Source organism: Agrobacterium tumefaciens (genome assembly GCF_009649785.1).
In the GTDB taxonomy this organism is placed as follows: Bacteria; Pseudomonadota; Alphaproteobacteria; order Rhizobiales; family Rhizobiaceae; genus Agrobacterium; species Agrobacterium tumefaciens.
Genome location: NZ_WJOK01000009.1, coordinates 143,316 through 157,418, shown reverse-complemented (window position 1 = coordinate 157,418; position 14,103 = coordinate 143,316). Strand labels below are relative to the sequence as shown.

At 59.8% G+C, this 14,103-nt stretch carries 16 protein-coding genes and 1 tRNA gene; 6 read left to right on the top strand and 11 right to left on the bottom strand.

What is annotated here, in order from left to right:
* Window positions 1-2 precede the first annotated feature (2 nt).
* The 9 genes from GH784_RS12085 to GH784_RS12045 form a co-directional block, all read right to left on the bottom strand.
* A complete protein-coding gene (locus tag GH784_RS12085; protein WP_004431579.1) occupies window positions 3-287 on the bottom strand; it encodes a copper-binding protein in 285 nt (94 codons plus the stop codon).
* Between the two features lie 24 nt (window positions 288-311).
* Window positions 312-788, bottom strand: a complete 477-nt coding sequence (locus GH784_RS12080) for a cupredoxin domain-containing protein (RefSeq protein ID WP_004431582.1) — start codon at window positions 786-788, stop codon at window positions 312-314.
* Between the two features lie 41 nt (window positions 789-829).
* Complete coding sequence (locus GH784_RS12075; protein WP_004431584.1) at window positions 830-2,179, bottom strand: multicopper oxidase family protein; 1,350 nt, start codon at window positions 2,177-2,179, stop codon at window positions 830-832.
* A 14-nt stretch (window positions 2,180-2,193) separates the two neighbouring features.
* On the bottom strand, window positions 2,194-3,657 hold the full coding sequence (locus tag GH784_RS12070) for a TolC family protein (RefSeq protein WP_004431586.1): 1,464 nt from the start codon (window positions 3,655-3,657) through the stop codon (window positions 2,194-2,196).
* A complete protein-coding gene (locus GH784_RS12065) occupies window positions 3,654-3,884 on the bottom strand; it encodes a hypothetical protein (protein ID WP_004431588.1) in 231 nt (76 codons plus the stop codon). The genes GH784_RS12070 and GH784_RS12065 overlap by 4 nt, the downstream gene beginning before the upstream one ends.
* A gap of 87 nt (window positions 3,885-3,971) precedes the next feature.
* Complete coding sequence (locus GH784_RS12060; protein WP_035252624.1) at window positions 3,972-4,385, bottom strand: hypothetical protein; 414 nt, start codon at window positions 4,383-4,385, stop codon at window positions 3,972-3,974.
* Between the two features lie 88 nt (window positions 4,386-4,473).
* The gene (locus GH784_RS12055) at window positions 4,474-5,397 is read right to left on the bottom strand and encodes a hypothetical protein (RefSeq protein ID WP_112492820.1); all 924 of its coding nucleotides are present in this window, start codon (window positions 5,395-5,397) and stop codon (window positions 4,474-4,476) included.
* A gap of 123 nt (window positions 5,398-5,520) precedes the next feature.
* Window positions 5,521-6,420, bottom strand: coding sequence for a helix-turn-helix transcriptional regulator (locus tag GH784_RS12050; RefSeq protein WP_004431594.1), 900 nt, complete (start codon window positions 6,418-6,420; stop codon window positions 5,521-5,523).
* Window positions 6,421-6,525: 105 nt separating this feature from the next.
* Window positions 6,526-6,972: an acetyltransferase gene (locus GH784_RS12045; protein ID WP_004431596.1), complete on the bottom strand. Its 447-nt coding sequence runs from the start codon at window positions 6,970-6,972 to the stop codon at window positions 6,526-6,528.
* A gap of 222 nt (window positions 6,973-7,194) precedes the next feature.
* On the opposite strand from GH784_RS12045, the gene bioB reads away from it, so the two are divergent.
* From bioB to GH784_RS12020, 5 genes are read left to right on the top strand one after another with little or no spacing between them, the layout of a single operon-like run.
* A complete protein-coding gene (bioB, locus tag GH784_RS12040) occupies window positions 7,195-8,214 on the top strand; it encodes a biotin synthase BioB (RefSeq protein ID WP_004431599.1) in 1,020 nt (339 codons plus the stop codon).
* Complete coding sequence (locus tag GH784_RS12035; protein WP_004431602.1) at window positions 8,211-9,353, top strand: 8-amino-7-oxononanoate synthase; 1,143 nt, start codon at window positions 8,211-8,213, stop codon at window positions 9,351-9,353. The genes bioB and GH784_RS12035 overlap by 4 nt, the downstream gene beginning before the upstream one ends.
* On the top strand, window positions 9,350-9,988 hold the full coding sequence (gene bioD, locus GH784_RS12030) for a dethiobiotin synthase (RefSeq protein ID WP_004431604.1): 639 nt from the start codon (window positions 9,350-9,352) through the stop codon (window positions 9,986-9,988). Before GH784_RS12035 ends, bioD begins: the two co-directional genes overlap by 4 nt.
* On the top strand, window positions 9,985-11,298 hold the full coding sequence (locus tag GH784_RS12025; RefSeq protein WP_004431606.1) for an adenosylmethionine--8-amino-7-oxononanoate transaminase: 1,314 nt from the start codon (window positions 9,985-9,987) through the stop codon (window positions 11,296-11,298). Before bioD ends, GH784_RS12025 begins: the two co-directional genes overlap by 4 nt.
* A 2-nt stretch (window positions 11,299-11,300) precedes the next feature.
* Window positions 11,301-12,287, top strand: coding sequence for a beta-ketoacyl-ACP synthase III (locus tag GH784_RS12020; protein WP_004431611.1), 987 nt, complete (start codon window positions 11,301-11,303; stop codon window positions 12,285-12,287).
* A gap of 122 nt (window positions 12,288-12,409) precedes the next feature.
* Here GH784_RS12020 and GH784_RS12015 read toward each other — a convergent pair.
* A tRNA-Gln gene (locus GH784_RS12015) sits at window positions 12,410-12,483 on the bottom strand.
* Window positions 12,484-12,606: 123 nt separating this feature from the next.
* The gene (locus GH784_RS12010; protein ID WP_004431612.1) at window positions 12,607-13,044 is read right to left on the bottom strand and encodes an Lrp/AsnC family transcriptional regulator; all 438 of its coding nucleotides are present in this window, start codon (window positions 13,042-13,044) and stop codon (window positions 12,607-12,609) included.
* Between the two features lie 132 nt (window positions 13,045-13,176).
* On the opposite strand from GH784_RS12010, the gene rocF reads away from it, so the two are divergent.
* Complete coding sequence (gene rocF / locus GH784_RS12005) at window positions 13,177-14,097, top strand: arginase (RefSeq protein WP_112492819.1); 921 nt, start codon at window positions 13,177-13,179, stop codon at window positions 14,095-14,097.
* The last annotated feature ends 6 nt before the right edge of the window (window positions 14,098-14,103 follow it).

Below are 14,103 nucleotides of genomic sequence, written 5' to 3'. Positions count from 1 at the left end.
CCTTATTTCACCTGGGCTACGACCAGCTTGCCATCCGCACGTTCGGCGATGAACTCGATGTTCGCGCCTTCCTTGAGCTTGGCGAGCAGGGCATCGTCCTTGACGCGGAACACCATCGTCATGGCGGGCATGTCGAGGTTCTTCAGTTCCTCATGAATGATGGTGACTTTCTTGGCGGTAGCGTCGACCTTCTTCACCGTACCCTTGGTGAATTCCTGTGCGAATGCGCCAAAGGGGGCTGTAAGCAACAGAGCGGCTGCAAGGGTAATTTTAACGATCGTCTTCATGGTCAGATTCCTTTTTTCGATTGGTTACTTGGCCGAAACTTTGAGATCGCCGCGCATGCCGGCCTCGTAATGTCCGGGCTTCAGGCAGGCGAATTCGAACATGCCGTCATTGGTGAATTTCCAGATAATTTCGCCACTTTCGCCCGGCGCAAGGCTGATTGCGTTCGGATTGTCGTGTTCCATCTCCGGGGCCTTTGCCATGGCGGCCTTGTGCTCCAGATTTGCGCTCTGTTCGTCGAGAATGAATTCATGGTCCAGCTCGCCGACATTCTTCACGGCAAAGCGAACGGTCTTGCCCTTCTTGAATTCGAACTTGGCGGGCGTGAACAGCATCTTGCCATCAGGCGTTTCCTTCATGGTGACCTGTATGGTCTGGGTTACCTTGGATTTGTCGCCGGGTTCGCCGATCGCCATCGCTTCATGGCCGCCGCCGTGGGTGCCCGATGCGAAGGCGGGTGTGGCAAGAGCGGTGAGAAGCAGTGCAAGTTTCAGTCTGGTCATCGAATTTTTCCTTGGTTCTGGTGGGGATATGGTCTGCACGATCAGCCGTGTTTCATCGGTTTCGGCGTGATCTGTGTTTTCGGATCATTGGTCTTTTCGGTATCCGGCACGTCGCCGGTCCATTCCCAGGCCTGGGTACCGGGCGGGTTTTGGTACCAGCCGGGATCTGAGTAATCGCCCGCGGAAATGCCTTCGCGGACCTTCACCACGGAGAACATGCCGCCCATTTCGATGGGGCCGTGCGGACCCCAGCCGGTCATCATGGGAACGGTGTTCTCAGGGATTTCCATCTCCATCGCGCCCATATCGGCCATGCCGGCTGTACCCATCGGCATGTATTCCGGCCGCACCTTGCGGATCTTTTCGGTGACGGTCTTCTTGTCGACGCCGATGAAGGTTGGGACATCGTGTCCCATCGCATTCATCGTGTGGTGCGACTTGTGGCAATGGATCGCCCAGTCGCCGACATATTTGGCGTCGAATTCATAGGCCCGCATGGCGCCGACGGGGATGTCGATGCTGACCTCCGGCCACCGGGCCTCGGGCCGCACCCAGCCGCCATCCGTGCACGTCACCTCGAAATCATAGCCGTGCATGTGGATCGGGTGGTTGGTCATGGTCAGGTTGCCGACCCTGACACGCACCCGGTCGTCCTTGGAGACCACCAGCGGATCGATGCCCGGAAATACCCGGCTGTTCCATGACCACAGATTGAAGTCCGTCATGGTCATGATTTTCGGAACGTAGGAGCCGGGATTGATGTCGAAGGCGTTGATCAGGAACACGAAGTCGCGATCAACAGGCATGAAGGTCGGGTCCTTTGGATGGACCACGAAAAAGCCCATCATGCCCATCGCCATCTGCACCATCTCGTCTGAATGCGGGTGGTACATGAAGGTGCCGGACTTCACGAGATCGAACTCGTAGACGAAGGTCTTGCCAACGGGGATATGCGGTTGCGACAGGCCGCCGACACCGTCCATGCCTGATGGCAGGATCATGCCGTGCCAGTGGACCGTTGTATGTTCCGGCAGCTTGTTGGTCACGAAAATCCGCACCCGGTCGCCTTCTACGGCCTCGATGGTCGGGCCGGGTGACTGGCCGTTATAGCCCCAGAGGCGGGCGGTCATGCCCTCCGCCATCTCGCGTTCCACTGGCTCGGCGACAAGGTGGAATTCCTTGACGCCATTGTTCATCCGGAAAGGCAGGGTCCAGCCGTTGAGGGTGACGACCGGATTGTAATCGGGACCGGTAGTGGGCTTGACGGGGGCTTGCGTTGCTGCCGTTTCCATCACGGCAGCTTCCGGCAGGCTGCTATTCGATGTCTTTGCCCAGGCCGCCGTGGAGACCATTGCGGCGCCGACGCCCAGAAAGTTTCGTCTATTGAACATGGTCGTTTCCTCTCTCAGTGTCCGCCACCGCTGCCACCACCAGTGGCGGCAACTTCGGTCTCCGCGCCTGCCGTACCCGCGCCACCGCCGTAGATGGCGGGCGCAAGGCCGGCTTCCGCGAGCCAGAAGTCACGTTTGGCATTGATGGCGAGCAGGTTCGAATTGACCTTTTCGCGGCTGTCGGCGAGCAGTTCGAAGGTGTTGGTGAGCATGCCGTTATAGGTCAGCAGCGACTCCTCCTCGATCTTGGTCCGCAGCGGCACCACGCTGTTGCGATAGTGCCGGGCGATGTCGTAGTTCGAGCGATAGGCCTGATAGGCGGAGCGGGCTTCGGAGCGGATATTGACCGCTTTTTCGGCCAGCAGGTTTGCTGCGCGCATATAGGCGAGTTCGGATTCCCGCATTCTTGCCCGACCGGAATCGAAGATCGGAATGACGAATTCCAGCTCGGCATTGCCCGTCGTCTGTTTGTGTTTTTCGCCGTCTTCAAGTTCGCGTTCGGTCTCGAAGCCGGAACGAAGTTCTAGATCGGTGACGTATCGGGTGGCTTCTGTGAGTTTGAACGACCGGGCGGTCGATTCCAGATCGAGCTTCGCCATCTGCAAATCCACCCGGCGCTGCAGCGCCTCAGCCTCGATCATCTCACGTTTGGCCAGATCCTTTGGAAGCTGGGGCAGGCGGTTGGGGATGGAGTAGTCTATGTCCGCGCCCCACAGGCCCATCAGCCTTGTCAGTTCCTCCTTCGCAAGCCGGGCTTCAAGCCGCGCCTTGGCGATCTGGCCGGTCAGTTCGGCATAGAAGACCTGCTCGCGAGCCTGGCCTTCCTTGTTCAGCGAGCCTGCTTCGCCAAGCTTCCTCGCAAGTTCCGAGGCGGCATCCGCGGCTGTCTGGGCCTGCGCCAGCTGGCCGACATTTTCCCAGGCAGCAACCGCCGTGATCCAGGCGCGGCGGGTATCTGCCGCCAATTGCAACGTCTTCAGCGCGGCTGCGAGCTGCGCCTTTCGGAAGCCGGTATCGGCAATCTCGACATTCTGTTTGAGCGTGGCCAGTGCCAGAATATTGGTGACGATCACACCCTCGATCGCCTTGTAGGCCCGGAGCCCCGGAGTGCCGATCCCCGTCAATCCGATGCCGACCCTCGGATTGACCAGCATGGTCGATTGCCAGGCGGTTGCGGCCGATTCACCCAGATCGGCATAGGCCGCCTGAAGGCCCTTGTTGTTGAGGAGCGCGACCTGAACCGCCGTCTCGACATCGATTGTTTTCGCTGACATCAGCGATTTGACGCGGGTTGCGGTTGCCTGCGCCTCGGCCCGGTTCTGTATCCAGACAGTCTGCTTTCCTGTCGCCTCGGTCGCCCTGGCCGAAACGGTGGTGAAGCCTGCGTTCTTCGAGGTGTAGTCGGTGGCCGTGACGCAGCCGCCAAGAACGAGCGGGACGGAAAGGACGGCCGTGAGTTTGATCACGCGTAGCGTCATGATGCGTCTCCTTTCGGAGCCTGCGCATCGTTCTGATTACGCCAGGGCTTCGGGTCCACCGGAGCACGGTGCGAGTAACCTGTGACCGGTGTCTGATAACGCAGAGGGGTGACGCCGAGCGACGGGTTTGCCGCGTCTTCATACGAGGCGGCCTCGTTCATCGAGGATGTGGCTGTGCAGCCGCCCAGCAAAAGGGGCGCTGCAACCACGATGTAGATAGGGTTCATGGTAATTTCCGAACAGGAGATGCAACGGCGCGACGGCGCTAAAGCCGTTCACGCACGATCATTGCCCGAGAGGCGGGCTTTGCCTGTTCAGATATTCGGTGGACGGTGAAGCAGCGGGATCTGGCCCACGGTCTTGCTGTCGTCAAGGAAGGAACGGATGGAATTGACGACTGGTCCGCCAAGGGCGTCATGCGCAATCAGTACCGCCATGCCGAGACAGAAATCGTTGCAGCATTCCGGCTTCACGGGCTTTTTGACGCCGCTGTCGTGGTCTGCCGTATCCATATTATGGTGGTCGCTGGACATCATGGCCGAACCGCCATGGTCCATCATCGCGCCATGATCCATCATCATGGCGGATTGGGTGGTCTGCATTTCCGCGGTATCGGGACCATGCATTGCGGCATTGACGGTGGAAACGCTGTATCCCGCCAGTGACAATATCATCACCAGTCGAAACAGCAGTGCCGTCAATTTCGATGTTCGCAACATCCCACGCATGCCCTGTAGAAGAGCCGCAGTCCTGAAGTTTGTCAATGGATATCGCTCATAACCATCAATAAATAGCACGTCTGCCGGTTCTTAAACCTTACATTGTCTCCATAAAGGCATCGTCGAGAATGAGGAGTTTACGTGCCTGCATGCGGGCATATTCCTCGTAAAAGCCCGTGGAGATCCAGAGAGCGGAACGCCCCTTCCGTCCGCTCCAGCCGATGCCGCCGATCAGTTCGGCCGCGCCAAGCTTGCGCCTGACATGGATTCGGGAAAGGGAGAGCGATGCCGCCAGTTGCGATGCTGTTTTCACATCCGTCAGGTGTCTGCCCTGTTCTGTCGGCTTTTCCCAGTCGATCCCGGCGATCAGGCGGTCCATCAGCAGCCCGCCCGCGTCGAACCAGTTGAAGATGATGGACAGCGGGCCCGGGCAACGTACCTCCGGATTGGAAAGCAGCGCCTGCGCCACGCGGGGATGGATGTGTGCGAGCATGGTTTCGGACCGCTCGATGAACCGAGAGGCCCTGAACCCCTCATCGATGAGGTCCAGCGCCTGAAAATGCACGTCGTACCATTTGGCAAGCATCGCCAGGGTGGACGGTGAAGGCACCACGCCATCGGCCGGCTTTTCGCCGGCTTGGTGCGCCGGTCTCGTCAGGCCGCGTTTCAGCGCCTCTTTGAAGAAGGCATAGGCGACATCATGGCTTGCAAGGCCGTGTTGGAGCGCGAGTTGGCCGAAATCTTCCCGCGTCAGGGCGTGTTCGTCCGTTCTGGTCTTGCACTTTTGAAAATAGAGCGCCAACAGCGCGTGGCAAAGAAGCCGGCTCTGGCGCGTGGCGAAAAGCGCGGTCATGTCGGGTGAACCTTCGTAGAGGGTGATGAAACTTCCCGCCAGCAGCCGTAGTGCTGCCGCGAAAGCACCCGTTTGAAGCAACCGGTCGATTTCGCTGGGTGGTAGCCTGCGGCCAACGGTAGAGGCGTCCGGCAACCCGGAGATCGCGAAATCGAAAAAATTGGTCATGGGCAGCGCTCCTCGAATTGCCGGCACCACCCTCCTTGCGGAGTGTAATGAGGATTGGATGATCCATCGGCCTTACAGGGGTCGGGATGAGGCGTCTTCTCATTGCGCGCAGAGGTGACACTTTTAGGCCGTCGGCATGCCCGTGGCGCGGGCTTCGCCGGGCGTCATGCCATAGGTGCCGCTGAACACCCGGTAAAAGGTTGGAAGACTGTCGAAGCCGCAGCCATACGCGACCTGCGTGATTGGCAAGGCGGGAGATTCCAGCAGCAGGCGTCGCGCTTCCTCGATCCGCATGGAGGCGAGCGTGCGGGAAAAAGACAGCTCCGCGCCTTCGAAAACGACGTGCAGTTGCCGAAGCGAAATGCCCAGTTCCTTTGCCACTGCGGCAGGCGTGAGGTTCTGCCAGGACTTTTTGCGCATCATGATGTCCTGGGCCGCATAACAAAGCCCGGTGCGGAGTGCGGCGCGCACTTCCGGCATTGCAGGCGAAAGCCGTCCACGCGCCGTCATGGCTAATCGGGCGATATGCGTCACATCGCGCACGGGATCGATGAGCCTGCCGCGTTCGGCGTTCAGCGCGTTGAAGAGCGCCCGGAACGGCCGGGAGAAGGCGGTATTGTCGGCGTAACGCGTGGCAAACAGGTCATCAGCCGGTCGGCCAAGCATGACTTCGTCGTCGACAGGGATCTTGAGCATCTTGTAGTGAAAATCCGCCTCACCGCCGGGTATCGCGTCATAGGGCAAGTCCGAATAGTTGATGGTGAAATCACCGCCGCTGACGGCATGGATCCTGTCTCGACCGGCATGCAGCAACCCCGAACCCTTCACCTGCAAGCCAATGCAGAGGCTGTCGCCGGCAATGCGGGCAATATCGGCTTCCGTGCGGTTGACCCGGTATGAGGAAGCGCGCATTTCGCTTACGACGGCGCCTGCGACAGAGCGCGCCTGAAAAGACCCGCTGAAGGCCCGGCGGCGATCCGGCGCAAGCTCGATCGTTACGCCAAACAGGCTTTTGCCGCGCACTTCGCGCCATTGGTCGAAGCGGTGCTCGGGCCGAAAATCCTCGGTTGCGAAACGGATGATGGTGTTCGTGGCTTGCTCCCCCCAGATGAGCCATGTCCCCGCGGCTTATTGTTCGGTTGCGCGAAACCCAAGATGGACGAGCGGATAGGGCCGTCCCTGCCCGTCGAGGTCGGAGCGTCCCGTCGGCTTGAACCCGAGCCGGCGATAAAAGCCCATGGCCTGCGTATTCTGTTCGTTGACATCGGTTGTCAGCGCGGGGTGTGCGGTAAGCGCTGCCTGCACGAGCGCCTTGCCGATGCCTCTGCCGTGATAATCCGGATCGATGAAAAGCGCTTCCATGTGCCCTTCATGCAGAAACATGAACCCGAGAGGCTTATCCGACGCATCGACGGCTAGCATCAAAGCGGCCTCGGGAAGAAAAGCCGTCACTTCTTCCTCGATTGCGGCGCGATCCGCTCTGTGAAGAAAATCATGGGTAGCGTCTACGGCCTTACGCCATATTTCAAGGATGCGGGCCGTGTCGCGAGCGTTGGCGGGACGAAATGTGATCATCCCTCACCCTTAGCAATTGCGGCGTTTTTGCGCCATGGGTCTTTTCGCAAGGCGTTTTCCCATTCGCTAAATCCCCGCAGCCAAACGCCGCAGTCTTATCCCGCATATTTCTTCGATCTCCGGTGCCTGACGTTTTTCTCGAAAAAAGTCCTTGCAAAAGGGTCCGATAAAAAAATAGATAAAAATAAGTTCTATCTATTTATTTGAAGGGAAAATCGCCGGATGAATCAGATTATCACAGAAATTGAACAAAATCAGGCGCAGATTCCCTCAATCAAAGCGGATTCTTCACTCGAAGAAGCAAAAATTATCTATAATTTACCATTTAATGACCTCCTGTTCCGGGCACAGCAGGTGCATCGTCGCCATTTCGATGCCAACGCCATCCAGATGAGCCGGCTTTTATCGATCAAGACCGGCGGCTGCCCGGAGGATTGTGGTTATTGCAGCCAGTCCGCCCGCAATCCAACAGGTCTGAAGGCTTCCAAACTCATGGAGGTGGAGCGAGTACTGGCAGAGGCGCGCAAGGCGAAAGAGGGCGGGGCGACGCGCTATTGCATGGGGGCGGCGTGGCGCAACCCTAAGGAGCGCGACATGGAGGCGGTGGTGGCCATGGTCGAAGGCGTCAAGGCGCTCGGCATGGAAACCTGCATGACGCTCGGCATGCTGACGCCGGAACAATCCGAACGTCTCGCTCACGCCGGGCTAGATTACTACAATCACAATGTCGATACGTCGGAGCGGTTCTATTCGGAGATCATCACCACCCGCACCTTCGAGGATCGGCTGGAAACGCTCGCCAATGTTCGTGATGCCGGCATGAAGGTCTGCGCCGGCGGCATTCTCGGCATGGGAGAAACGGTCGAGGACCGTATTTCCATGCTGGTAACCCTTGCTAATCTGCCGGTTCCGCCGGAAAGCGTGCCGATCAACATGCTGATCCCGATCCCCGGCTCGAAGCTTGCCAAGGCCGCTCCGGTTGATCCGATCGACTTCGTCCGCACCATTGCGCTTGCGCGCATCCTCATGCCCCGTTCGCATGTGAGGCTTTCCGCCGGACGTACCGAAATGAGTGATGAGACGCAGGCGCTCTGTTTTCTGGCCGGGGCGAATTCCATCTTCGTCGGCGAGACGCTGCTGACGGCGGATAATCCGGGGGAAGATCACGATACGGCGCTGTTCCGGCGGCTGGGCCTGAAGCCGATGGCGTTGCAAACGGCGGAAGCGGGAGAGACCCGGTGAATTCGTCGGCGCTCTCCGCCTATGAGCTGAAGCTTGCCGGTCTGCACCGCAAGTCGCGCCTGCGGGCGCTAGCGCCCCGGCAGGGTATCGACTTCACCTCCAACGACTATCTCGGGCTTGCCGATGCACCCCGGCTGAAGGCGGCGATCACTGACGCAATCGAGAGCGGCGTGCCTGTGGGTGCCGGTGGTTCGCGGCTGCTTCGCGGCAACCATCCCGAACATGAGGCGCTTGAAACGGAGGCGGCGGTATTTTTCGGCGCTGAGAGGGCGATCTATTTCGGTAGCGGATTTGCCGCCAATGTCGCACTTTTTTCCGCACTGCCGCTGCGGGACGACCTCGTTCTCTACGATGCGCTGATCCATGCCAGCGTGCATGACGGCATTGCCGCCGGCAAGGCGAAGGCGGTCGCTGTGCCGCATAATCAGGTTGAGGCATTCGAACGGGAAATAAACCGATGGCGGCAGGCGGGCGGCAAAGGTCGCCCGTGGATCGCGGTGGAGAGCCTCTATTCCATGGATGGTGACCGGGCGCCGGTTGCTGCCCTTGCCGACCTCGCCGGGCGACATGGCGGCTTTCTCGTCGTCGATGAGGCGCATGCCACCGGCGTGTTCGGGCCGGGCGGGCGCGGCCTGGCCGCTGAACTGGAAGGTCGGGGTAATGTCGTGGCGCTGCACACCTGCGGCAAGGCGCTTGGTCTTTCCGGCGCGCTTATCAGTCTGCCTGCGGTTCTCGCCGATTACCTCACCAACCGCGCCCGCGGTTTCATCTATTCGACCGCGCCGTCACCGCTGATGCCGGCGGCTGTGCGTGAGGCCTTGCGGATCGTCGCCGACGAGCCCTGGCGGCGCATCCGTCTGGAAGAACTGATAAATTTGGCCAGCGAACAATTACGATCCCGGCTGGGCGTGACGCCCGGCGGCTCGCAGATATTGCCGGTGATGATTGGTGACAATGCGCGTGCACTGAAAATCGCCACGCGTATGCGAGACGGCGGCTTCGACGTGCGCGCCATCCGCCCGCCAACGGTACCGGAAGGCACGGCACGCCTGCGCATATCCATTACGCTCAATGTCGAGGAAAGCCAGATCGCCGATATGGTCGGGCTGCTCGCCTTCGCCATGGAGGAGGAACGATGAGCCTCCGTTTCATCGTCTCGGGCACCGATACGGGTATCGGTAAGACGGTTTTTTCTGCGGCGCTTACTCACGCATTGCAAGCCCATTACTGGAAGCCGGTGCAATCCGGGCTCGAGGAAGAGACCGACAGCGAGGTGGTGGAGCGGATGGGTGGCGTGCCGCGCACGCGCATTTTGCCGGAGGCCTATCGCCTGAAAATGCCGGCCTCACCGCATCTTTCGGCCCGCCTCGACAATGTCACGATCGAGCCCGAGCTTTTGCTGCCGCCGGAAACGGATGGGCCGCTGGTGATCGAAGGGGCGGGCGGTCTGCTGGTGCCGCTGACCGACACATTGCTGTTTGTCGATATTTTCGCCCGCTGGCGAATTCCGCTGATCCTGTGCGCCAGAACCTCACTCGGCACCATCAACCACACGCTGCTGTCGCTCGAGGCGCTGCGGCTGAGAGCCATTCCGGTGCACGGCGTGGTCTTCATCGGTGATGAGAACCGGGAAAATCAGCGCATTATCGCCGATATAGGCCGAGTTCGCTCGCTTGGCCGCTTGCCTCGCATACCGGAGATGACTGCCGAGGCGCTGCACCATGCATTCGCTCAACAATTCGATCTCGCCGATTTCCTGGAGGTGCCGGCATGAGCCGTTCCCGCGTCTGGCATCCTTTCACCCAGCACGGGCTGGAACCGCCGATGAAACGCATCGTCTCGGCGGAGGGCGCCTATCTGGTCGATGAGGATGGCCAGCGGTTGTTCGATGCAATTTCATCCTGGTGGGTCATCACTCACGGCCACCGGCACCCGGCAATCATGTCCGCCATCCGCGCAGCGACCGAGACCTTCGACCAGATCATTTTCGCCGAGTTTTCGCACGAGCCGGCCGAAACGCTGGCCAAAGGGCTGATCGAACTCGCGCCTGCCGGCTTGGAACATGTGTTTTATTCCGATAGCGGTTCGACCTCGGTGGAAGTGGCGCTTAAAATGGCGCTCGGTTATTTTCACAATTGCGGTGAAAAGCGAGATCGCATCGTGGTCATGGAGCACGGCTACCACGGTGATACGATCGGCGCCATGTCGACGGGCGAACGCGGCGTGTTCAATGCTGCGTATGAAACACTGCTATTCGGCGTCGACCGACTTGCTTTTCCGGAAGCGGATTGTGAGCAGGAGACGCTCGACATGTTCGAAAGCTTTTGTCGTTCGGGCCGAGTCGCCGCCTTGCTGATCGAGCCGCTTGCTCTAGGTGCCGGTGGCATGAAGATTTACCGCGCGGACGTTCTCGCCGGACTGAAACAAATTGCCGAACGCTACGGTTGCCTTGTCATCGCCGACGAGGTGATGACGGGCTGGGGCCGGACAGGAACCATGTTCGCCTGCGAGCAGGCGGGAGTTTCACCGGATATTCTGTGCACCTCCAAGGGGCTGACCGGTGGCTCCCTGCCGTTGGCAGCGACCTTGTGCAGTGGCGAAATCTTCGACGCGCACTTCTCGACCGATCGCCGCAAGACCTTTTTCCATTCGAGTTCCTACACCGCCAATCCGATTGCCTGCGCTGCCGCTGTCGCCAATCTGCAGGTTTGGCGCGATGAGCCAGTGGTACAGCGCATCGGCCAACTGCAAGAAGTGCTGCGCGACAATCTCGGGCGATTTGCGGATGACAGGCGCTTCACCAACATACGCCAGATTGGAACCATCGCAGCGCTTGACCTCGTCGTGCCCTCTGGCGGTTATCTCGCGGAGGCGGGGCCACGCATGCGGCAATTGTTCCGCGAGCGCGGGCTCATCATCCGCCCGCTCGGCAATGTGCTCTATCTGATGCCGCCCTATTGTTCGACGGCGCAAGACCTCACCCGTGCCTTCGACGCGATGGACGAAGTGGCCTCGATCGTGACTGAAGCCGCTCCGGGGGAACCCGGCGCGGCCGCGATCAAAAACCGTCTCCGAAAGGCCTGACAATGCAGACCCGTTCTTCCCGCATGGCTGGCTTCGGGCATGCCGTGCCAGCGCGATGTGTCCGCAACGCCGAGATTGAGACGCGTCTTGGGCTGGAGGCTGGCTGGATAGAGCGTCGGACGGGGATCCGCACACGTTATTGGGCGCAAGAGGACGAGACGCTGAGCGGCCTTGCCGAAAAAGCCGGCCGCATGGCACTGGAAAACGCGAAAATTGGCGCCAAGGATATCGCACTGACATTGCTTGCGACCTCCACACCAGACCATCTTTTGCCGCCTTCGGCCCCGCTGCTTGCGCACCGGTTGGGCCTCACACAATCCGGGGCGATCGATCTTGCCGGGGCCTGTTCCGGTTTTCTCTATGCGCTCACTCTTGCGGATGGTTTTGTCCGCACCCACGGCCGCGCGGTGCTGGTTGTTGCCGCCAATATCTTAAGCCGTCGTATCAATCCGGCGGAAAGGGCAACTGCGGTTCTGTTCGCCGATGCTGCCGGCGCCGTCGTGCTTGTCCCCTGCCGGGATGCGCAGCGCGGCTTTTTGTCTGCCGATCTCGTTTCGGATGGGAGCGGTTACGACCTGATCCAGATCGCGGCGGGCGGCAGCAGCCAGCCTTTTTCCAATGATACAGAGGCTGAAGATACCCTTATGACGATGCGGGACGGCCGCGAGGTCTTTTCCCGTGCCGTCGCAACAATGACGCAGACCTCACAGCGCGCTCTGCAACGCGCAGAAATGACGGCCACCGATATCCATCGATTCGTGCCGCATCAGGCCAATGCCCGCATGTTCGATGCCGTCTGCGGCAATATCGGCATCGACCGGCAAAAGACGGTACGTACAGTCGAAACCTTCGGCAACTCTTCTGCCGCCACTATTCCGCTTTCGCTTTCCGTTTCCAATGCTGAGCGGCCCATCACGGAGGGTGAAACGCTGTTATTGACGGCGGCAGGGGCGGGGATGACTGGGGGGGCGGTGGTGTATCGAGGCTAGGCCAGCTGGATACGGAAATGTCTGATTCGGATCGAGCCGCGCGTACAACGTTGGCAGATATAGGCAGAGCGCGGTGATGCAGCTCAAGTGCTCGAAACAGTTTGATTTTGTTTGGAGAAATTTGGCTGGGGAACCTGGACTCGAACCAAGATTAACGGAGTCAGAGTCCGTCGTTCTACCATTGAACTATTCCCCAAAAGCCCGAAGCGGGTTACCGCGTTCGCTTTGGTGGGTCGTCATATAGATGATTTCTTGCGAGGCGCAAGTCGAAAAAATCGAAAAATGCGTTTTCGTCGCTCTTTTGCGTCTGTCTCCTGCGTCAGAGCCGCGCACGGGTGGAGCGTGGGGTGGAGAGCAGAAGGCTGGTCTCGCTGCCGGTAATGCCAGGGACAAGGCGGATACGGCGGAGCACCGCGTCGAAATCGCTGAGAGTGGCGGCGTTAAGTTCTACGATCAGGTCCCAGCGACCGTTCGTGCTGTGAATTTCGGATATTTCCGGGAAACCGCCGAGCGTGCGGATGACGCGGTCCGTCACATGGCCTTCAATCTCGATCATCATGATGCCGCGGATCGCCGCCTCCACCGCATCGGCACGCAGGATGACGGTGTAACCGATGATAGTGCCGTCATTTTCCATTTTTTCGATGCGTGAGCGTACCGTTGCGCGCGAGGTTTCCGTCTCGATCGCCAGATCGGAAATGCTGCGTCTGCCGTTATGCCTCAAAAGGGTCACGAGCCGTTCGTCGAGATCATCCATTGGTAGCCATTCTGATAAATAGATTTGACCAAATCGATAGCCTATTTCGATAATATTGCCAATATTTGATGTTCATTCCGCCATGTCTGTGTGGTTTAGTGAGGTTATCGGTTGATAAAAGCGAGGGCTCAAATGGATATCAGGCTGATCGGTGCGCCGTTGCAAATCGGAGCCGGGCAATTGGGGTGTGAGATGGGGCCGAGTGCGTATCGCATCGCCGGTCTCACGCGGGCGCTCGAAGATTTGGGCCATCGGGTGGTGGATACCGGCAATGTGACGCCGGCGCCGCTGAGGGAGTTTAGCCACCCCAATCCGGCGGTGCATCATCTCGCTGAGACGGTGGCCTGGACCGAGGCGCTGACGGAGGCCGCCTATCGCGAAAGTGCTGCCGCCGTTCCGATCTTTCTTGGCGGCGACCACGCAATTTCCGCGGGAACCGTCGCCGGCATGGCGCGGCGGGTGGCGCAGAGTGGCCGGCCGTTTTTCGTGCTCTGGCTCGATGCCCATACCGATTACCACACGCTTGAAACGACGCGCAGCGGCAACCTGCATGGCACGCCGGTCGCCTATTTCAGTGGTCGCGACGGATTTTCGGGTTACTTTCCGCCGCTCTCGCATGCGGTTCCTGAGGAAAATATCGGCATGATCGGCATCCGCAGCGTCGATCCAGCCGAGAGAGCCGCACTGGAAGACAGCGGCATCACCGTTAACGACATGCGCTCGATAGACGAGCATGGTGTCGCGGTTCTGCTGCGCGCGTTCCTTGCGCGGGTGCAGGCGGCAAACGGCCTGTTGCATGTCAGTCTCGATGTCGATTTCCTCGAACCGTCGATCGCGCCTGCGGTCGGCACCACGGTTCCGGGTGGGGCGACGTTCCGTGAGGCGCATCTGGTGATGGAGATGCTGCATGATAGCGGGCTTGTGTGCAGTCTTGATCTCGTGGAGCTTAACCCGTTTCTCGATGAGCGCGGCAGGACGGCGACGCTGATGGTCGATCTGGCTGCCAGCCTGATGGGCAAGCGGGTTATGGACCGCCCGACACGGGCCGGCTGAGGGGGA